The following is a 19,839-nucleotide window of genomic DNA, read 5'->3' as shown; positions in this document are numbered from 1 at the left end:
AGCGTACGACGGGCGGCGGTGGACACGCCTGCACAGACGCTGGACGGACGGCGGCGGTTCCGGGTCGGAGCTCACCCCACTGACCCGGAACCACGGCGACCGGCCCCAGATTCAACTCAGGGGTTAACCCACGAGGTTGCGGGTTGGCCCACCGAAATCTGGTGGGCCAGCCCCTGCTCTCGTGGGTCAACGCCTGAAATGCGGCCGCCCGAAGTGGGGCCGCCTGAAATGGGGCCGCCTGAAATGGGGCCGCCTGAAGTGGGGCCGCCTGAAGTGGGGCCGCCTGAAGTGGGGCCGCGGCCCTGGCGCGGACAGGGGAAGCCGGGCCAGGGTCGCGGTGCCACGGGCGCAAACGTTGCCTCCGCCGGGACGGTTCTACCAGGCCATCCGGCGGGGCATCCCGGGGCAGATCGGCCGGAGCCGTCGGGGGCGCGACGGCTCGCGGGGTCAGAACGCGGACTCGGGCAGGTCCATCACGTCCAGGTCGGTGAGCTCCGCCTTGACCCGCTCGGCCCGGACCGACGGCATCGTGGACCGGACGAACCATTGCGCCGCCGCCACCTTGCCGGTGTAGAAGTCCTGGTCGGCCGGGGACAGCTCGCCGCCCAGCCGGTCCAGCGCGATCTCGGCCTGCCGCAGCATCAGCCAGGAGCAGACCACGTCGCCGAGCACGAAGAGCAGCCGGGACGTGTTCAGGCCGACCTTGTAGACGTTGCGCGGGTCACCGTTCTCCGCCTGCGGGTTGCTCGCCATCAGCGCCTGGCCCATCACGCCGAGGATCTTCTGCGCGTCCTCCAGGCCCTTGGCCAGCAGCCCGCGCTCCTCCTTCAGCCGGCCGTTGCCCGCCTCGGAGGCGACGAAGCCCTGGATCTGCTCGGCCAGGTGACCGAGGGCGCGGCCCTGGTCCTTGATGATCTTGCGGAAGAACAGGTCCTGGCCCTGGATCGCGGTGGTGCCCTCGTACAGGGTGTCGATCTTGGCGTCCCGGACGTACTGCTCGATCGGGTAGTCCTGCAGGAACCCGGAGCCGCCGAACGTCTGCAGCGACTCGGTGCCGAGCAGCGTCCACGACTTCTCCGAGCCGTACCCCTTGACCAGCGGGAGCAGCAGGTCGTTCACACCCTCGGCGACCTCGTCCTGCTCCCCTGCGTACCGGGCCTGCTCGGCGCGGTCCTGGTACGTCGCGGTGAACAGCACCAGCGCGCGCAGCGCCTCGGAGTACGCCTTCTGCGTCATCAGCGAGCGGCGCACGTCGGGGTGGTGGGTGATCGTGACCCGCGGCGCGGTCTTGGCCGGGTTGGTCAGGTCGGCGCCCTGGACCCGTTCCTTGGCGTACTCGAGTGCGTTCAGGTACCCGGTGGAGAGGGTGGCGATCGCCTTGGTGCCGACCATCATCCGGGCGTACTCGATCACCTGGAACATCTGCGCGATGCCGTCGTGCACCTCGCCGAGCAGCCAGCCCTTGGCCGGCGTGGTCTCGCCGAAGGTGATCTCGCAGGTGGTGGACACCTTGATGCCCATCTTCTTCTCGACGTTGGTGACGTAGGCGCCGTTGCGCTCACCGGTCAGCTCGCCGGTCTCCAGGTCGAAGTCGTACTTCGGCACCACGAACAGGCTGAGGCCCTTGGTGCCCGGGCCGCCCGCACCCTCGACACCCTGCGGCCGGGCCAGCACCAGGTGCACGATGTTCTCGGTCATGTCGTGCTCGCCGGAGGTGATGAACCGCTTGACGCCTTCGAGGTGCCAGCTGCCGTCCTCCTGCAGGGTGGCCTTGGTCCGGCCGGCGCCGACGTCGGAGCCGGCGTCCGGCTCGGTCAGCACCATCGTCGCGCCCCAGCCGCGGTCGATCATGTGCCGGGCGATCTTCTGGTCCCGCTCGATGCCGTTGCGCCAGACGACGTGGGCGAAGTTCGGGCCGGCCGCATAGATGTGCACGGCCGGGTTGGCGCCGAGCACCATCTCGGCGGCGGCCCAGCGCAGCGACGGCGGGGTCGGCTGGCCGCCGAGCTCGGCGGGCAGCTCGAGCTTCCACCACTCGGCGTCCATGTAGGCGTGGTAGCTCTTCTTGAACGCCGCCGGCATCGCCACCTCGTGGGTGGCCGGGTCGAACACCGGCGGCGTCCGGTCGGACTCCTCGAACGAGGCGGCCAGCTCGGTCCGGGCCAGCCGGTCGATCTCGGACAGCACCTCGCGGGCGGTGTCCACGTCCATGTCGGCGTACGGGCCCTGTCCCAGTACCTCGGTGCGGCCCAGGACCTCGAGCAGGTTGAACTCGATGTCCCGCAGATTCGACTTGTAGTGGCTCACGCGCCTACCCCTGCCTCTTCGCTGACTATACTCACGAGTAACTTAAGTATATACCCGCGGGTAACGAGGGCAAAGCGTTCTCCGGTGTGAGCTGGATCGGGGACCCTGGAGCAGTGGAGCTGATCTACGAGACGCACGCGACCACGGTGGACAACGAACGCGGCATCGCGACCGGGTGGTTGCCGGGGGAGTTGTCCGCGGCCGGGTGCCGGCAGGCCGTCGACCTGGGCAAGCGGCGCGGCGACGTGGACGTGGTGTTCAGCTCCGACCTGCACCGCGCGGTCCGGACAGTCGAGCTGGCCGCGCTCCCGGTCCCGCACTTCCAGGACTGGCGGCTGCGGGAGTGCGACTACGGCGAGCTCAACGGTGCCCCCGTCGAGGAGCTCCGGCCGCGGCTGCGCTGGATCGACCAGCCGTACCCCGGCGGCGGCCAGAGCTACTGGGACGTGCTCGAACTCACCAGGTCACTGCTCGAGGACCTCAAACGCTGGTACGACGGCCGCCGAGTCCTCGTCGTCGCCCACTCGGCCAACCGCTGGTCCCTGCAACACCTCCTCGACCACGTCCCCCTGGAAGACCTCGTAGACGCACCCTTCACCTGGCAACCCGGCTGGACCTACCGGGTCTGAGTCAGCGCAGGGTGACGACCGTCTCCTTGTCGCCCTGGACGACCTTGACCTCGGCGGCCGGGCCGGCCGGAACGAGCAACGCGTTCTGGCGGGGCTTGCTCCAGGACCCGGCGCCGAAGCGGTAAGAGAGGTCGGCGTCCCGTTGTGCGACCGCCCAGCCTTGACCGCCGGGGAGCTTGATCGACACCGGCAGGGCGGCGTCGCGGTCCGGGACACCACCCGGGGTAATGGTGATCCGGCCGGAGCGCGACTTCAGGACGGCATAGGTCCGGGTGGGGTCGTTGTCGAGCCGAATCTCGCCGAGGAAGAGGTGGGACTTGTCGGCGGTGACGCCGTAGCCGGTCCACAGCGACATCGCGAACGCGTACGTGTCGGGATCCCGCGCGGCGGACACCGGACCGTCGAACTGGTCGGCGGCGGTGCCGCGCAGGCTGTCGGCGCTCTCGGTCATCGGCCACAAGGCGAACTCGGGGAAGTCGGTCCAGAGCCGCTCGTCCTTGCCCTGTTCTATCGGAGCCCGGTTGACGCCGCCGTTGGCGATCGACAGGCTCGACGAGTCCTTGCTGGTGGGCAGCACGCTCAGTGCGAGGTCGGCCAGGTCGGTACCGGGCGGAAGCGCGACGACGCTCACGCCGTTCTCGAAGCGGAGCGGGGTGTACTCGCGACCGCTGCCGCCCTGCGCGTTGTAGTGCCGGCCCGGCGACCAGCCGGTGCGCTTCCCGGTGTCGAGCACGACGAGTGCCTGGTTCTCGCCCTGGGTGGTGACGAATCCGGCGTCCAGGGAGACGCCCGGGGCGGGATAGCTGTCGGCCACGACGGTGGGGCGCCCGTCTTTGCCCTCGCCGACGAACCCGACGAGCGTCTGCACGCCCTCGCGATCCAGTTGGATGTCTTCGTGGTGCCGTAAGTCCGAGTACTGCGCCACGATCGCGGCTCGACCGGCCGGCGTGGTGCCGGCCCAGACGACCTTGGGCCGGCCTTGCAGCCGGTCGAAGATCCCGCGGTAGTGGTTGGCGGACTTGCGGTGGCTGCCACGCCATGCGGCCAGGACCTGATCGAGGTACTCCTCGTCGCCGGCCAGATCGCCGCGGGTCGGCGACGTCATCAGGAAGCCGTACGGGTCGGTGGCTCCGGGGGCCGGAGTCGCGGCCAGGTCGTCGGACCGGCCGCGCAGGGTGGACGTCGTGGCGGCCACTCCGCCCGCCGCGGCCACGGCGGCGAGCGAGGCGCCCAAGGCGAGGAACCGCCGGCGACGGAGCCGGGTCCGGCCGCCCGATCGGGCCCGGTCGAGCAGGTCCGGCGGCGCCTCGACGTCGACGACGGTTGCGCTCAGCCGGTCCTTCAGTTCGGTGTCGGTCATCGCAGTCCTTCCATGATCGCGGGTTCGGTGAGCTGGCGGAGCCGGTCCAGGCCGCGGGAGGTCTGGCTCTTGACGGTCCCGACCGAGCAGCCGAGCGCCTCGGCGGTCTGCGCCTCGGTCAGGTCCTCGTAGTACCGGAGCACGATCACGGCGCGTTGCCGCGGTGGCAGCTCCTGCAGCGCGCTGAGCAACTGGTCCCGGACAGCGAAGGCGTCGGAGCGGTCCCCGGTCGGCCGGTCATGGCCCGGTCCGAGCGCCACCTCCGGTTTCCGGCCCTTGCGGCGCCAGCGATTCGCGACCAGGTTCGTCAGTGCCTTGCGGGCGTACGGCTCGGGGGCACCGGTGACCCGGCCCCAGTGCACGTACATCCGCTCGTAGACTTCCTGCACCAGGTCCTCGGCGGCCTGCTGATCGCCGGTGAGCAGGACCGCGGTCCTGAGCAGCCTGGTCGAACTGCCACGGACGAAGTCGTCGAAATCGTCACCTCTGGTGACCATCCGTCCCCCTTCTCGCTGTTACGCGCTACGACACCGGGCCGGTCGGAGAGGTTGCCAGGCCGGGCGACTCGCCAGGTGGGAACTGATGGACCAAGATGGGGCTGAGGGTGGGAGGAAACTTACGGGGCCGGACGAGAGGAACCCGATGAGCACTGCACCCGGTACGGCGACCCTGGACGTCCGGCGGCATCGCCGGTCGCTGGTGGCGGGCACGGTCGGCAACTTCGTCGAGTGGTACGAGTTCGGCGCGTACGGCTTCTTCGCCACCGTAATCGCGGCGAACTTCTTCAGCGCCACCTCGACCAGTGACGCCGAGAGCCTGATCAAGACGTACGCGTCGTTCGCGCTGGCCTTCTTCTTCCGGCCGATCGGGGCGGCCGTGTTCGGCCGGGTCGGGGACCGGATCGGGCGGCGGCCGACGTTGATCCTCGTGCTGCTGCTGATGACGTTGTCGACCACCCTGATCGGTCTGCTCCCGACGTACGCGACCGTCGGTGCGGCGGCGCCCTGGTTGCTCACGCTGGTGCGGGCGTTGCAGGGGTTGTCGGCCGGTGGCGAGTTCGGGGGCGCGGTCGCGATCATGACCGAGTTCGCGCCGAAGACGAAGCGCGGGTTGTACGGGGCGTGGCAGTCGCTGACCGTCGCGCTCGGCCTGCTCGTCGGGGCCGGGCTGGCCGCGATCCTGGGGACGGCGCTGAGCAAGGAGGCGCTGTACGACTGGGGCTGGCGGGTGCCGTTCCTGCTCGCGCTCCCGCTCGGCCTGGTCGCGTTGTGGTTGCGGCTGCGGCTGGACGAGACACCGAACTTCGCGCGGGTCCAGCAGGAGCCGCAACAGCCGGCGGACAAGGCCGAGGTGGCCAAGGCGATCGCGCTCGGGATCGGCCGGTTGATGGGCTGGTCGGCCGCCGGGTACACGTTCCTCGTCGTGATGCCGTCGTACCTGCAGGCGACGTTGAACGCGACGTTCCAGCAGGCGCTGGTCGCGACGGTGCTGGCGAACTTCGGGTTCGCGGTGTCGATCATGCCGGCGGGCTGGCTCAGTGACCGGATCGGCCGGCGCCCGGTGATGGTGACCGGAGCGGCGCTGGTTGTGGTGCTGGCGTTTCCGCTGATGAACCTGTTGCAGGACAAGGAGAGCTCGACCGCCGCCAAGGGGATCGCGGTCTTCGTTGCCGGTCTGGTGGTCGGGTTGATGGCGGGTCCCGGTCCGGCGATGCTGGCCGAGATGTTCCCGACCCGGGCGCGCTACACCGGGCTCGGGCTGGCGTACTCGCTGTCGAACGCGGTCTTCTCGGGCTGTGCGGGCCTGATCATCACCGAGTTGATCAAGCGGACCAAGAACGTCGACATCCCCGCCTGGTACGTGATGATCACCTGCGCGGTCAGCGTGCTGGCGCTGCTGACGTTGCGCGGCGACGACCACCGACGGGAGTTGCGCGACTGATGCGGGTCATCGGCCTCATGTCCGGCACCTCGTACGACGCGATCGACGCGGCGGCCGCGGATCTCTGGCTCGACGGTGATCGGCTGGTCCTCCAACCGCTCGGCCTGCTCAGCCGGTCGTACTCCGAGGAACTGCGCGCCGAGCTGACCACCTCGTTGCCGCCAGCAAGCACCTCGGTCCGGACCGTGTGCCGGCTCGACACCGGGATCGGCCAGGCGTTCGCGGAGGCGGCGGAGCAGGCGGTCGAGCAGTTGTGCGGTGGTCACGCGGATCTGATCGTGTCGCACGGGCAGACGGTGTTCCACTGGGTCGAGGACGGTGTCGTGCGCGGCACCCTGCAGCTCGGTCAGCCGGCCTGGATCGCGGAGGCCACCGGGACCGCGGTCGTGTCGGACCTACGTTCACGCGACGTCGCCGCCGGGGGCCAGGGGGCGCCGCTGGTCAGCATCTTCGACGTGCTCTGGTTGCGGGGCCGTCCGGGGACGCCGGTCGCGCTCAACCTGGGCGGGATCGCGAACATCACCGTGGTCCCGCCGGTCGGTGACCCGCTCGCGTTCGACACCGGTCCCGCGAACGCGCTGATCGACGCGGTCGTCCACGAACTCACGGCGGGCCGGGCCACGTTCGACGCGGACGGCGTGATGGCGGCGCGCGGCCGGGTCCATCCCGAGCTCTTCGACCGGCTGCTGGCCGAGCCGTACTATCAGCGGCCGGCGCCGAAGAGTACGGGCAAGGAGCTGTTCCACCTCGGGTACCTGGCCTCGATGATGGCGGGCCTGCCGGAGATCCCGCCCGACGACGTGGTCGCCACCGTCACCGCTCTCACTGCCCGGACCGTGGCCGACGCGGTCCGCAAGTACGCCGGGACCGAGGTGATCGCGGCCGGCGGCGGGATCCGGAACCCGGTCCTGCTGCACCTGCTCGAGCAGGAGCTGGCCGGGATCCCGATCCGCAGTACCGACGAGCTCGGGCTGCCCGCGGTCGCGAAGGAGGCGTACGCGTTCGCCGTCCTGGGCTTCCTGACCGCGAACGGGCTCGCCGGGACGGTTCCGAGCTGTACCGGGGCGCGGCACGCGAGCGTCCTCGGCTCGATCACGCCGGGCCGTGGACCGTTGCCGGTCGGGGTGGCTGGGTCGTTCCCGGTCGCGCTGGAGATCGCGGGGGCTACTCCTTGATCCAGGTGAGGATCTGCTGCGCGGCGTCCTCCGGCGTGCCCTGGTTGGAGACCGAGCGGGGGACCATCTTGCGGAGTTCCACCGCGTCCTGGAGCGCGTCCTCGACGGCGGCGGTGGACCAGCCGCGGGCGGCGAGGCGGTCGCGGCGCAGGTCGTCCGGGCAGTCCAGGTGCAGCCAGCGACCCTCCGGCAGCTCCTGCGGAAGGGCCGGTGTCAGCAGCAGCACCGGGGAGCCGGAGCGCCGGACCAGCGCGGTGATCCGGAGCCAGAGCGCGTTGTAGGCCGGCCAGATCGGCGCCGCCTCGGGATCGGCGACGGCGATCCCGAGCAGCCGGCCGTCGTCGTCGAGCAGCTCGTCCATGTCCATCACGACGAGCCCGTCCGGGCCGAGGCGGACCAGCTCCGGGACGACCGTCGACTTCCCGGCACCCGGTGCACCCGTCACCACGAACAACCTCGACACCTCCCCATTCTCACCAGGCCGGGCCGGCGCGGCACCCGGTTTTGACCTTCGACCCACTTGAAGGGCGAGGATCACGGGTATGGCGGACGGGTTGCTGACGATCAGCGGGTTCGCGCGCCGGGTCGGCCTGACCCCGAGCGCGCTCCGGTTCTACGACGACTGCGGGCTGCTCCGGCCGGCCTTCGTCGACGACGGCAACGGCTACCGGTACTACGCGCCCGGCCAGGAACCACGGGCCCGGTTGCTCCGGGACCTCCGCGAGATCGACCTGCCGCTGGCCGAGGTCCGGCAGGTGCTGGACGCGGGACCGGACGAGGCGGCGGCCGTGGTTCGTGCGCACCTGCGGACCGTCGAGGGCAAGGCGGAAGCGGCTCGGCGAGCGGCGGCGCGGATCCTCGGCACGCTGGGATCCGCGGGGACCGGGGTCGTCCTCGGCGGCGCGGAACTCGCCAGCGCGATCCGCCAGGTCACCCCGTCCGCGGCCGTCGAGGGCGAGTTCCCGGCGCTCGAATGCGTCCAGGTCGAGCTGACCGAGGACGAGGTCACCCTGGTCGCGACGGACCGGTACCGGCTCGCCGTCCGGAAGCTGCAGCCGCAGTCGTTCACCGGGACGCCCGGGAGCGTACTGGTCCGGGCCGGTGAACTTGCCGCGGTGGCGAGGTGGGTCGCGGCGACGGCCGAGGTGCGGATCGAGACCGGGAGTACGGTCGTGCGGCTGCACCGGGACGGGGAGGTCCGGGAGCTGGAGTCGGTGGAGGCGGAGTTCCCGGCGTACCAGGGGATTCTCGACGGGCTGCCCGCGCCGTCGTCCCGGGTCGTCGTGGACCGGCTGCGGTTGCGCGAGCTGCTCGGTGACGACGTGGTTGTCTTGAGCATCGAGTCCGGACGCGTCGTGGCCGGGGACCGGGGTGAGTTGGAAGCCGCCGTGTCCGGGCAGCCGGTCCGGGTCGGGTTCACGGCCTCGTTGCTGGTGGCCGCGCTGGACGCGAGTGTCGGGCCGGACGTGTTGCTGGAGATCGGGGCGCCGGATCGGCCGGTCGTGGTCCGGTCGGCGGACCAGGGCACGTTCACCACGTTGGTGATGCCGGTCCGCCTCGACGGGTGACCGCGTACTACCGCTGGCTCGCGGGTGCGTCGCTGTCGTCCTTCGGGGACGCGGCCGTCTTCTTCGCACTCGGCTGGGCGGCGACGGGGATCGGTCCGCACGTGGCCGGGTTGGTGCTCACCGCGTTCACGGTGCCACGGGCCGTCCTGTTGCTCGCGGGCGGCGTACTGGGTGACCGGTGGGGTCCACGGCGCGTGCTGCTGAGCGGGTACACGGCGCTTGCCGTCGCGACCGCGGTACTTGCCGTCGTCATCCACGTTCTCGGTACGACGACCGCCGTCCTGCTGGCGACCGCGTTGACGATCGGGGTGGTGGACGCGTTCACGTTGCCGGCGGCGGGGGCGTTTCCCCGGTTGTTCGCACGGGATGGCGAACTCGCGAAGCTGATGGCGTTGCGGGCCTCGACGAACCAGGTGATCACGCTGACCGCCGGACCGATCAACGGCGTCCTGGTCGCGGCCGCGGGACTTGTCGGTGCGCTGTTCGTCGACGCGACCACCTTCGCCGTGGCCGCGCTGATCCTGCTCGTCACCCATCCGCCGTACCGGGTGTCGGCGCCGCCCCGGCAGTCCGCGCTCCACCAGGCCGTCGACGGTTTGCGCCTGGCCGCCTCCGACGCCGTACTGCGGCCGCTGCTGCTCACCGTCGCGCTGGTGGCTGGGTTCGTGTTGCCGGTGACGTCGCTGTGCTTGCCGTTGCTGGCCCGCTCGCGTGGGTGGAGCGCGTCCACCACGGGCCTGCTGGTCGGGGCCACGGCGGCCGCCGGGTTGCTCGTGACGCTGGCCGTGGCGCGGTTCGGGACCTTCCGACGACCAGGGTTCACGGCTGCCGTTGGTTGCGTTGTCGCCGCGCTCGGTATCGCGGGGCTGGCGTTCGTTCCTTGGCTCGCGGTCCCGGCCGCCTTCGTCCAGGGGTTCGGGGTCGGGCTCTTCACGTCGCATCTGCAGCCGCTCTTCGTGGCCGCGACACCGGCGTCCCACCTCACCCGGCTGCAGTCGATCCTCAGCCTCGCGCAGACGATCCCGTTGCTGCTGACGACGAACCTGCTCGGAGTCCTGGCCGGTCACTCGGTACCGCTGGCCCTGACCGTCTGCGCGGCCGCTACCGCCCTTGCGGGACTTCTGCTGCTGGTCGCGCGGCGGTGGTGACCGGGCGGGACTTCGGCCGGAGAGCGAGGTGGGTCGCGATCGCGATCACGACGCCGACCGTCGCGAAGGCCGCCATCGGGAAGAGGTCGGTCTCCTCGTCGAACAGGAGCAGGAGGCCGAGGTTCACCGCGGCATGGGCGGCGGTGGCGACCGGGAGACTGGTGCGCGGCGCCGACCGCAGGATCGCGCCGAGGATCACCGACAACGCGGTCGTCATCACGACGAAGGCCACCATGTACGCGAGGCCGTTGGCGAAGCCGCCGATGTGCCACAACCCCCAGAGCGCGCCGACGGTGAGCGACGAGCGGAGCACGGAGTACCGGGTCTGCAGGTACGGCTGGAGGTAGGAACGCCAGCCGAGCTCCTCACCGATCGCGCCGACGATCATCGTCAGCACCAACGCCCAGAACGGGAACTCCAGGTCGCCGAAGTGGATTGACCGGCCCGCGAGGAGGTGTACGACGACGGTGGTCAGCAGCGCCGCGACAACGAGACCGACGGCCAGCGCGGATCTACGGACCACGTCGGTCGTGGACGTCCGGCCGACCTTGACCCGGGTGGTCCGGCGGAAGACCAGCAGCATCACGCCGACCGCCGACGCGGGGGCGAACTGGACCAGCTGGAGCAGTCCAGGATCCGGCCCGGTGGCGTTCTGCAGTGCGTTCAGGGCGCCCGAGAACAGGAAGGTGGTCAGGTAGAAGACGGTGACGCGCAGGAACATCTCACTCCCCACTCGGGATCACGTACGGCGAGAGCAGCAGGTCGAGCTGGTCCCGCAGGAAGTCGGTGAGCGCACCCCAGCCGTTCACGGCCCAGACCTGGAGCGCGCCGTTGAAACAGACGAGGGTGAGTCGGGCCAGCGCCGGGACGTCCACGTCGGGCCTCAGCCCCCCGGCCTCCTGTGCCGCTCGGAGCAGCCGGGCCGTGCTGTCGACGATCGCGGCCGAGTGCGCCAGCGCGTACGCCCGGAACTCGGGGTCGGCGACGTCCAGCTGGACGAACCCGAGTCCGTTGCCGAGCTCCTCCCGATGCTTGATGTGGGCAACGCTGGTCAGCGCGAAGTCCCGCAGCGTCGCCAGCGGTGAGGTGTTGCGCGCCTCGGCGGCGGCCGCCTCGCGCAGCACCATCTCGGGGGACCGCGCGGCCGAGGCGAGCAGCAGCCCGCGTTTCGAGCCGAACCGCTGCACCAGGGTCGGCGGTGCCAGCCCGACCCGGGCGCCGACGGCGGCCAGCGTGAGCTTGACCGGACCGAGCTCGGCGAGCACCTGGCGGGTCGCGTCCAGGATCGCGTCGTCGCTGATCAGGCGGGGTCTGGCCATGGCGTCAGCGCCCTTTCCAGGTTTATGAATGGCCGTTCACTAACGCCGGAGACCATAACAGATTCGCTGTCGGGTCAGTTAACGAAACGACGGGCGGCCGGCGGGATGACACCTCAGGCTCGCTAGGGTCTGTGCCGGTCGGCCCTCCGCCCTGGGTCGGCCCGACGTACCAACGGGAGACCTTCCAATGCGATTCGTCCGCGTCCTTCTCGGCCTGCTGCTCGCCCTCGCCGGACTGGCGGTGACGCTCGCCGGAGCCGTCGCCGCGTTCTGGCTGGTCGGCCCTGACAACACCGTCGACACCGGTGCGCAGCACCTGGTGAGCAAGGGTGCCGCCATCGCGACCGCGCCCGATCTGCTCGACCGGCACGGTCCGACCCTGCATGTCACCGCGACCGACAGCGCGAAGCCGGTGTTCGTCGGGATCGGCCAGGAACTCGACGTGTCCAGCTACCTCGAAGGCTCGGCATACACGCGGGTGGTGCGGCTCGAGGTGCCGCCGAAGCTGGAGACGCAGGAGATGAAGGGCGACGCGGCCAAGCTCAACCCGCCGGCCGGGCTGGACTGGTGGAGCGCGAAGGCGACCGGCGCCGGCGAGCAGTCGATCGCCTGGCCGATGGCCGACGGTGCGTACAGCGTGGTCGTGATGAACGCGGACGGTACGCCCGGCACGGATGCGCGGGTGACCCTCGGCGTGGAGCTGGAGGGGTTGTTCGTGACCTGCCTGCTGGTGTTCCTCGCCGGGCTGGTGCTGCTGGTGGTCGGGCTGCTGCTGATCTTCCTGCGCCGCCGCCGTCCGAGTACGCCGGTGCCGGTGCCCACCGTCCCGCAGTACGAGCAGCAGTACGCGAATCAGCAGTTCCAGGCGCCGGCGTACCAGGCCCCGCAGCAGCACCAGGGTGGCCCGATGCGGCGGACCGCGCTGGCCGCGACCGGGGTCTCCTTGTTGCTCGTGGCAACTGGTTGTGCGGCGGTCCCGGAGAAGAACGTGAGCCCGAAGGCGGCCACCCGGCCCGCCGTCACGGTGGCCGACGGCCAGGCGGCGGTCAAGCGGTACACCGACGTCAACAACAAGGCGAACCAGGCCCGCGACGCGAAGCTCTCCGAGACGGTCGAGGCGGAGCCGACGCTGTCGATGAGCCGGGCCGGGTTCAAGATCGGCCGCAAACTGGACGCGGCCGGCAAGGAGAAGTCCAAGCCGTTCACGTTCACCGAGCCGAAGATCGGCGCGCCGCGGTACGGCAAGTACCCGATGCGGTTCGTGGTCAGCTCCGGCGTCTCCGGTGCGGCGGACACCCGTCAGCTCGGCGTCTGGGAGCGCGAGAACGCGGGCGCCCCCTGGGTCGTGACGTACTCGGTCTACCCGGCGACGACGGTGAAGGTGCCGTCGGTCGAAGGGCTGCGGCAACCGGTCAAGGCGGACTGGGCCAAGCTCGCCAGCCTGCCGAAGTCCGCCGCCGACAACCTCGCCACGTACCTCTCCGAGGGCGCCCGTTCACCGAAGGCCGCGCTGTTCACCCCGTCCCCGGGCACGATCAACCTGCTCAACGCCCGGGCCAAGAGCAAGGCGGCCGACACCAAGGAGACCTACATCTCCACGGTCGTCGACACCTTCCGGACCTCGGGTGACCCGCTCACCTTCATCACCACCGACGGCAGCGCCCTGGTCTTCCTGGCCCTCACCGAGCAGTACCTGCAGAACGTCGAGCCCGGCTCCAACGCCTACTGGACCAGCGGCGCCGTCACCGCCTTCAGCAGCTACGTGAAGTACACCCAGAACCTCACCCGCGACCACCTCCACCAGGCCGCTCTGGTCATCCCCCCGAAGGGCAAGGGCAAGATCCGCATCCTCTCCCTCGACAGCCAACTCGTCGGCGCCGGCGGCAGCTGACGATCAGCCGCGCAGGTCCGCGGTGAGGGTGCGGCCGTGGGTCTGGTGGGTGGTGAAGGTGATGTGGGTGCCTACCGGGGTCGGGGTGACTCGGATGCCGGGGGTCGGGGTGACGAGGGTCAGGCGGCGAGCCGGGACGAAGACGGTGATGTCCCGGCGGGTGAAGGTGGGATCGGAGACGGCGACCTTGACGTGGCGGCCTTCGGCCTGGTGGATGACCGAGGCGGGTCCGTTGATGATGAGGCCCGGGATCACGTGCGGGCCGGGGGCGAAGGTGTTGGCCGCGGTCAGGCCGAGGGTGGTGTGGTGGACGGCTTGGGCGCGGGTGGTGTTGGTGAGGACCCGGACCGCGCGGTAGCCGGCGAGTTGGGCGGTCGTGGCGTGGGGGACCAGGACGTACGCGTGGGAGGTCTGGCGGCCGGCCTGCTGGGCCAGGGTGAGGCTGAAGACGTTGCGCGTGACCTGGGTGTCGGGGTTGCTCACCCGGACGACCCGGCGGCTCCTGGTCACCAGGGTCAGGTCGACCGTGGGGCTCGCCGGTTGGAGGAAGTAGTAGCCGAGTGACGTGTCGTTCCGGGTGTAGCGGAGCCACTTGAGGTCGGACGGTCCGGTACCGCGGGACCACGGGCGGCCGTCGCGGAGTACGCCTTCCAGGGTGACCGTGTCGGCCGGGAGGGACGGGCGGGCGTCGATCGTGGTGGTCACGGCGCGGGCCGAGTCGCCGACGCCGGCCGCGAGGACCACGATCTCGTCGTCGAGCAGGAACCAGGACTTGGTGGCCGACGCGTTCCGGTAGACCACGAAGTCCTCGGGCAGCTTCTTGCGGTTCGCGTACGCGTAGTCGTCCGACTGCACCCACCCGGCCGCGCCGTACGCGTCGAGGGTCGCACCGCCGGAGTACTGGTTGGTGCCGCGCGGGAAGTAGACGTACGTGTTCTGCGACTCGGACGACGCGGTGAAGTTCAGCGGGTGGTCCGCGTTGTCGTAGAAGGCCTTCCCGTACAACTCGGGGATCGACTTGCGCTGCTCGACCGGCGCGGTGACCCCGGCCAGCCCATACGGCGAGACCGTGGTGAGGTAGTCGACGCCGTACGACAGGGACTGGTCCAGGCCGGACAGGTACAGGTAGTACGCGCCGTCGCCCTGGAACCACGGCAACAGGTTCTCGTTGCTCATGTACTCGTACTTGCTGATCCGGCTCGAGTTCCGGGCCAGCGCGAACGCGTACCCGGGCCGGCGGTGCACCGTCTTGTCCATCGCGTTGAAGGCGACGCTGGTCGCGGCCGGGTTGAGGTCCGCCGGTTCGACCGAGGCGTCCGCGACGATGTCGGCGAACCGGGCCACGCTCACCGGCGAGACGAAGCCGGCCGGGTTCAGGGTGGGACGGGCGGTGAACTTCACGTACGAGCGGAGCCGGTCCGCGTCGGTCCCGGTGGCGTAGTCGGACAGGTCGACGATCGCCTCGACCACGACCGCCACGTCGTCGTACCCGGTCGCGGTCCGGGAGATCGCCCGGCCCTTGACGATCTCCAGCATCCAGCCCTCGAAGATCAACGGTGCGAACCCGGTCTCCACCCAGCCCTGCACGACCTTCACCAGGTCGTCGTTGCGTGCGTACTCGGTGCCGTCGAGCACCTTGATCGTCTGCACGACCCGGCTGAGCAGGGCCTTGCCGTACGACCCGGTGTACGCGACCGAGCTGTGCTGGATGAACGAACCGTCCGCGTAGTACCCGTCGGTGACGCCGTGCTGGAGGTTGTACGGGTCGACCGTCGCGAACACGGTGAACTGGTCCTGCAGCGCCTTGCGGACGCGCGCGTCGTCGCCGAGCAGGGCGCCCTGGACGACCCGGTTGGTGGTGATGTCCGCGAGGTTCGCGCCGGTGTGGAACCGCGAGTCGAGGTTCACGTCGCCGTTCGTGCCGTTGCGCAGGTACGCGTCCATCGAGGCGACGTACGGCGTGACCAGGTCGGTGGGCGCGTCCAGCAGCGCCAGGGTCCGGCCGGCGTAGGTGGAGATGCCGATCTCCCAGGTGAACCAGTTGCCGTAGTACCCCTTCGCCTGGTCGCCGTAGTAGTTCGCGTGCAACCACGCCAGCTTGTCGAGCACCTTCGTCCGGACCTCGGCCGCGCCCTGCAACTCGGACGCCGGTCCGGGCCGCCGGTACGCGAGCGCGATCTCGTAGAGGTGCTGGTACGTCGCGCTGAGGTTGGGGTCGCTGGTGCCGAGGGGCAGGCCGGCGAACACCTCGGTGCTCCCGGCACCTTCCAGGGCGGCGAGCCAGGTCCGCGCGGTCTTGTCCAGCGCGGTCAGCTTGGCGGCGACCTCGGGACGCGCGTTCACCTCGGGCGTCCCGGCGAAGATCGCGATCAGGTTGTCCAGCAGCCGCGAACTCTCCGCGGCTTGCCGGACCACGTCGGCGGGTCCGGCTTGGGCGACAGCCGGTCGCACTGCGGTCAGCAGCGCGGCGGCGGGGACGAAGGACAGCAGGCGGCGGCGACTGAGCTCCACGACAACTCCCGGGCGAAAGGGAAGAACCTCACCACCCGAGTCAATCAGTCGAAACTATCTGTCGGCAACCGTTTGCCACAGGTTGATTGCCGAGTTGACAGATTTCATCGGCTTCATCGGCACCGCGGCGAGGCCCCAGGGTCGCCCGAGCGCCGGCCCGATCGAACGATCGTTTGCCTAAGGCATGCAGTTGGCGGCGGTGCGTACCCCGGGCGGGATTTGATCAAACGGCCGGGACCAGTCGAGGTTCGCAGAAAGCGCCGGCGGGTCGGCGCACAGTGACCAAAGTGAAAAGGCGCCTTCCATCGGGAAGGCGCCCTCGAACCGGTCCGCACCACATGTTCGGACAAGTGGAGCGGGTGACGGGAATCGAACCCGCACTGTCAGCTTGGGAAGCTGATGTTCTGCCATTGAACTACACCCGCGGAACAGCGACGCGTTGGATCATACCCGGTCCCCGGGGTTGTTTGCACAGGGGGTGAATGGGCAGTTTTCCACAAAGCCTGCCCGAGGGCTGGGCACAGCGCCCGAACTCTGGCAGATTAGAACGCGTTGCCGGGGGCAACATTCGACGCAACGTGAGGATGCGGTCCTTGCCAGGACCGGACAAGATGGTTGCGGGGCAACTGCAAAGAAGGGGTGTAGAGGTGGCAACTGACACGAACGACGCGCTGGACAACCTGGAACGGGAGCTCGTCACGATGGCGCGCCGGCTGCGTGGTCTGCAGCGGACGCTGTCCGACGAGGCGCACCCGGACCTGGAGCCGGCGCAGTACGCGTTGCTGAACCACGTCGAGGAACTGGCACCGGTCCGGATGGCCGATCTGGTGGCGGCTCTCGAGGTGGACAAGGGTCCGGTCAGCCGGGCCTGCGCGCGACTGGAGGAAGAGGGTCTGCTCAAGCGGGCGGCGGACAAGTCCGACGCCCGGGCGACGTTGCTGACGTTGACGGCGAGTGGCCGGCGCAAGCTGGCGGCGGCCCGGAAGAAGCGGCACAAGGTGATCGAGGACCTGCTCAAGGATTGGTCCCCGACGCAGGTGAAGACCTTCGCGACGCAGGTCTCGAAGTTCAACAAGCTGGCCGGTTAGGCCGGCGGGCGGCCGGCCGCGACGTGGCCGGTGGCGCCTGGGAGGAGAGGCTGTTGCCGACGGCCCGTAGGTGTGGCGTGTTCCGGATGGCTGAGGGGTCCGGACGACGACACCGAGTCGCTGGGGGCGACTGGGACGGGCCGCCGGGCTGATCGGCCGCGGGCCGGGGACCACCCCGGAACCGCCGGCCGGTGTCCCGAGCGGCGTGGCAGCGGAAGCGGTACGGGTAGCACGTGGTAGGCAGGGAGTGCGCCGGAAGCGGTGTGCTGCGGTAACGTGCGTCCGTGCTGCTCTCCGACCGTGACATCCTGGCCGAGCTCGACGCGAAGCGGGTCCAGCTGGATCCCTTCGACGCTGCGATGGTGCAGCCGTCGAGCGTCGACGTACGGCTGGACCGGTACTTCCGGGTGTTCGAGAACCACAAGTACCCGCACATCGATCCGGCCGAGGAACAGCCCGACCTGACCCGGATGGTCGAACCGGAGGGCGAGGAACCGTTCATCCTGCACCCCGGCGAGTTCGTGCTGGGCTCGACGTACGAGCAGGTCACGCTGCCCGACGACGTCGCGGCCCGGTTGGAGGGCAAGTCCTCGCTCGGCCGGCTCGGCCTGCTCACCCACTCCACCGCGGGATTCATCGACCCCGGCTTCTCCGGCCACGTCACGCTGGAGCTGTCGAACGTGGCCACCCTGCCGATCAAGCTCTGGCCGGGGATGAAGATCGGCCAGTTGTGTTTCTTCCGGTTGTCCTCGCCGGCCGAGCACCCGTACGGCTCGGAGAAGTACGGGTCCCGCTACCAGGGCCAGCGTGGCCCGACGCCGTCGCGCTCGTACCGGAGCTTCCACCGCACCGACATCTGATCGGGCGGGAGCCGTCCGCCTCGGCCCGGTGCGTCACTTCCTGGTGACCAGGCCGAGGCGGTACAGCACGCTCAGCAGCGACTGGCCGGTCATGCCCACGCCCTCAGCGGACGAGGGAGAGGCCGGCCCGGCGGTGCCGGGGCTGGGGTTCGAGGCGGTCGGCGAGCCGGCGCAGGGCGCCGGCGATTTCCCGTCGCGGCGCGCTCACCCGCGCCTCCTCCGGCCGGCTCGCCCGATCCGCCTTGCGCAGTGCGCGGGCCTCCGCCGCGCGCAGCTGCTCGGCGACCTGGTACCGCGCGATCTCCTGGTGTTCCGTGATCATCGTGCTCTCCCCTCTGGTCGTTCACCGTGTCGGTGTATCCCGTGGCGGGCACAAGCCCCGCACCCGCCGAATTCGTTGCCTCAGGCCCGGATGACGGTGATGTCGCCCGAGGTCGTCCGTGCCCGCAGCAAGATCGAGCGCTCGTCCTCGGCCGGCTTGTCGGCCGGCTCCAGGTCGCACCGGATCTGTCCGGTGACGGTCTTCAGATCGAGGTAGGCCGGCAGCCCGTCCGGTACACCGACATGGACGTCGCCCCGACCGGTCATGACCTGCACGCTCGGCCCGTCGGCCAGTCCGGCCCGGACGTCGCCGGAGCCGGCGGTGGCGATCAGGTGGTCGAGCACCCGGTCGATGGTGATGTCACCGGAACCCACCTTGATCGTCGTCCGGCCGTGTGCGTCGCCGACCCGGACGTCACCGGAGCCGGTGGACAATGCGGCCGCTCCCGTGGCCTCGCCGATGTTCACCCCGCCGGAGCCGGTCCTGGCCCGGACGTCACCGGCCGCGTGGCCGATCCTGACGTCACCGCTGCCCGTGCCCACGCCGAGGCTGCCCTCGACCCGATCGAGCTGGATGTCGCCGGACCCGGTCGACAGTCGGACCTCGCCCAGTGCGGATCGGCCGGTGATGTCGCCCGAACCGGTCTTGACCCGGGCGTCCAGCGTCTTCGGGGTCTGGATCCGGACCTGGATCTCCGGGCCGCGACGGACGTTGCGCGGGCCGTCGACGATCAGTTCGCCGTCGACCACCTCGAAACGGACGTCGCCGTCCTCGCCGCTGTCGACCTCCAGCTCGGCGCGACTCTCGTCGCCGGGCACGATCTCGACCAGGCCGGAGCCGATCTCGATCCGGACCCGGTCGAACTCGTCGGCCAGGTGCGTCGCGTAGCCGCTCACTGGGCCCACCCCGTCATCCGCTGACCCGGGCCGCGGCCACCGCGGCGGTGGTCCCGGCCGTGTCCCCGGTCCCGGCCGCGACCGCGGTCCCGATCCCGGTCACCGAACACGCCTTCGGGGCCGAACGGTCCGTCGGGACCGAACACGCCGTCCGGGCCGAACACACCTTCGGGGCCGAACGGTCCGTCCGGGCCGAGTGCGCCCTCCGGGCCGAACACGCCACCTCGTGGTCCGCGCGGCGGGCGGGGCGGCCGGGGCGGGCGACCGCGGCCGCCGGACAGGGCGGTCATCACGGTGCGCATCAGCCACGCGTTCGAGGAGATGCCCTCGGCCGCGGCGGCCTCGTCGACCTTGTTCTTCACCGACAGCGGCAGCCGCAGGGTGACCCGGGCGGTGGGCTCGTCGGCGTCCGGCGCGAGGTCCTCCGCGGCCGGCTCTTCGTCGGTGTCGTCTTCCACGTCGTCGTCCGCACCGGTGAGCTGGCTCGGGGCCGGCGTCACCACGAACTCGGGACGGCCGCCGGCCATCCGGAGCTCCACCGATCCGGGCGACAGCTCACGGCTGATCTCCCCGGCGGCGTCGGACAGGGCTGAGATGAGGGCCAGCCGGCCCGCGTCATCCAGCGTGGCTCCGAGGCGTTCGGCCACGGAGCGAGTTTGGTCGTCGGCCAGGGCCGTGGCGTTCTGCACGCTGCGGCGGACCGACTCGAGGTAGTGGTCAAGTTCCATGACAGCAAGCATGACGTCATGATGACGTCACTGTCAACCCCTTCTGATGTCATCGCGTTGTCGTGGTGCCGTCACGGGCAGAATGGGGGCAGTCGA

The 19,839-nt window shown here is 70.4% G+C and carries 18 protein-coding genes and 1 tRNA gene; 8 read left to right on the top strand and 11 right to left on the bottom strand.

Annotated elements, in window-relative coordinates; translation table 11 throughout:
• Nucleotides 1-447: 447 nt before the first annotated feature.
• Nucleotides 448-2,307 carry an acyl-CoA dehydrogenase gene (locus FB561_RS06945; protein ID WP_145804224.1) on the bottom strand — a complete coding sequence of 620 codons (1,860 nt, stop codon included), beginning with the start codon at nt 2,305-2,307 and terminating at the stop codon, nt 448-450.
• A 113-nt stretch (nt 2,308-2,420) separates the two neighbouring features.
• On the opposite strand from FB561_RS06945, the gene FB561_RS06940 reads away from it, so the two are divergent.
• On the top strand, nt 2,421-2,936 hold the full coding sequence (locus tag FB561_RS06940; RefSeq protein WP_145804222.1) for a histidine phosphatase family protein: 516 nt from the start codon (nt 2,421-2,423) through the stop codon (nt 2,934-2,936).
• Nucleotide 2,937: 1 nt separating this feature from the next.
• On the opposite strand, the gene FB561_RS06935 is transcribed toward FB561_RS06940, so the two are convergent.
• On the bottom strand, nt 2,938-4,296 hold the full coding sequence (locus FB561_RS06935) for a hypothetical protein (protein WP_145804220.1): 1,359 nt from the start codon (nt 4,294-4,296) through the stop codon (nt 2,938-2,940).
• The gene (locus FB561_RS06930) at nt 4,293-4,793 is read right to left on the bottom strand and encodes a SigE family RNA polymerase sigma factor (protein ID WP_145804218.1); all 501 of its coding nucleotides are present in this window, start codon (nt 4,791-4,793) and stop codon (nt 4,293-4,295) included. Before FB561_RS06930 ends, FB561_RS06935 begins: the two co-directional genes overlap by 4 nt.
• A gap of 145 nt (nt 4,794-4,938) precedes the next feature.
• Here FB561_RS06930 and FB561_RS06925 point away from each other — a divergent pair, with 145 nt between their 5' ends.
• The gene (locus FB561_RS06925) at nt 4,939-6,237 is read left to right on the top strand and encodes an MFS transporter (protein ID WP_145804216.1); all 1,299 of its coding nucleotides are present in this window, start codon (nt 4,939-4,941) and stop codon (nt 6,235-6,237) included.
• Complete coding sequence (locus FB561_RS06920) at nt 6,237-7,412, top strand: anhydro-N-acetylmuramic acid kinase (RefSeq protein ID WP_145804214.1); 1,176 nt, start codon at nt 6,237-6,239, stop codon at nt 7,410-7,412. Before FB561_RS06925 ends, FB561_RS06920 begins: the two co-directional genes overlap by 1 nt.
• Here FB561_RS06920 and FB561_RS06915 read toward each other — a convergent pair.
• Entirely contained in the window at nt 7,402-7,875 is a 474-nt protein-coding gene (locus FB561_RS06915; protein WP_238334686.1) for an AAA family ATPase, read from the bottom strand. The two genes, FB561_RS06920 and FB561_RS06915, sit on opposite strands and share 11 nt — an antisense overlap.
• Nucleotides 7,876-7,954: 79 nt before the next feature.
• On the opposite strand from FB561_RS06915, the gene FB561_RS38925 reads away from it, so the two are divergent.
• Both FB561_RS38925 and FB561_RS06905 read left to right on the top strand, forming a co-directional pair.
• A complete protein-coding gene (locus FB561_RS38925) occupies nt 7,955-8,980 on the top strand; it encodes a DNA polymerase III subunit beta family protein (protein WP_145804212.1) in 1,026 nt (341 codons plus the stop codon).
• The gene (locus FB561_RS06905; RefSeq protein WP_145804210.1) at nt 8,977-10,128 is read left to right on the top strand and encodes an MFS transporter; all 1,152 of its coding nucleotides are present in this window, start codon (nt 8,977-8,979) and stop codon (nt 10,126-10,128) included. Before FB561_RS38925 ends, FB561_RS06905 begins: the two co-directional genes overlap by 4 nt.
• Here the strand turns inward: FB561_RS06905 and FB561_RS06900 are convergent.
• Together FB561_RS06900 and FB561_RS06895 are read right to left on the bottom strand one after the other, a co-directional pair.
• Nucleotides 10,082-10,849: a CPBP family intramembrane glutamic endopeptidase gene (locus FB561_RS06900; RefSeq protein WP_145804208.1), complete on the bottom strand. Its 768-nt coding sequence runs from the start codon at nt 10,847-10,849 to the stop codon at nt 10,082-10,084. The two genes, FB561_RS06905 and FB561_RS06900, sit on opposite strands and share 47 nt — an antisense overlap.
• Nucleotide 10,850: 1 nt before the next feature.
• A complete protein-coding gene (locus FB561_RS06895) occupies nt 10,851-11,447 on the bottom strand; it encodes a TetR/AcrR family transcriptional regulator (protein ID WP_145804206.1) in 597 nt (198 codons plus the stop codon).
• 187 nt (nt 11,448-11,634) lie between these two features.
• Here FB561_RS06895 and FB561_RS06890 point away from each other — a divergent pair, with 187 nt between their 5' ends.
• On the top strand, nt 11,635-13,338 hold the full coding sequence (locus FB561_RS06890) for a DUF8094 domain-containing protein (RefSeq protein ID WP_145804205.1): 1,704 nt from the start codon (nt 11,635-11,637) through the stop codon (nt 13,336-13,338).
• Between the two features lie 3 nt (nt 13,339-13,341).
• On the opposite strand, the gene FB561_RS06885 is transcribed toward FB561_RS06890, so the two are convergent.
• Nucleotides 13,342-15,849 (bottom strand): polysaccharide lyase family 8 super-sandwich domain-containing protein, encoded by a 2,508-nt coding sequence (locus tag FB561_RS06885; protein WP_145804203.1) that lies wholly within the window; start codon nt 15,847-15,849, stop codon nt 13,342-13,344.
• Nucleotides 15,850-16,200: 351 nt separating this feature from the next.
• Nucleotides 16,201-16,274, bottom strand: a tRNA-Gly gene (locus FB561_RS06880).
• Between the two features lie 222 nt (nt 16,275-16,496).
• Between FB561_RS06880 and FB561_RS06875 the strand changes: the two genes are divergently transcribed.
• Both FB561_RS06875 and dcd read left to right on the top strand, forming a co-directional pair.
• Nucleotides 16,497-16,937, top strand: a complete 441-nt coding sequence (locus FB561_RS06875; protein WP_238334685.1) for a MarR family winged helix-turn-helix transcriptional regulator — start codon at nt 16,497-16,499, stop codon at nt 16,935-16,937.
• A gap of 284 nt (nt 16,938-17,221) precedes the next feature.
• The gene (gene dcd, locus FB561_RS06870; RefSeq protein ID WP_145804201.1) at nt 17,222-17,797 is read left to right on the top strand and encodes a dCTP deaminase; all 576 of its coding nucleotides are present in this window, start codon (nt 17,222-17,224) and stop codon (nt 17,795-17,797) included.
• Between the two features lie 103 nt (nt 17,798-17,900).
• Here dcd and FB561_RS06865 read toward each other — a convergent pair whose 3' ends face one another.
• The 3 genes from FB561_RS06865 to FB561_RS06855 form a co-directional block, all read right to left on the bottom strand.
• Nucleotides 17,901-18,119 carry a hypothetical protein gene (locus tag FB561_RS06865; RefSeq protein WP_145804199.1) on the bottom strand — a complete coding sequence of 73 codons (219 nt, stop codon included), beginning with the start codon at nt 18,117-18,119 and terminating at the stop codon, nt 17,901-17,903.
• Nucleotides 18,120-18,199: 80 nt separating this feature from the next.
• Entirely contained in the window at nt 18,200-19,015 is an 816-nt protein-coding gene (locus FB561_RS06860; RefSeq protein ID WP_145804197.1) for a DUF4097 family beta strand repeat-containing protein, read from the bottom strand.
• Entirely contained in the window at nt 19,012-19,743 is a 732-nt protein-coding gene (locus FB561_RS06855) for a hypothetical protein (RefSeq protein WP_145804195.1), read from the bottom strand. The genes FB561_RS06860 and FB561_RS06855 overlap by 4 nt, the downstream gene beginning before the upstream one ends.
• Nucleotides 19,744-19,839 lie beyond the last annotated feature (96 nt).

This window comes from Kribbella amoyensis (genome assembly GCF_007828865.1).
Lineage (GTDB): Bacteria > Actinomycetota > Actinomycetes > Propionibacteriales > Kribbellaceae > Kribbella > Kribbella amoyensis.
Note: the sequence above shows the minus strand (reverse complement) of the source record. Positions and strands in the feature narration are given on the sequence as shown.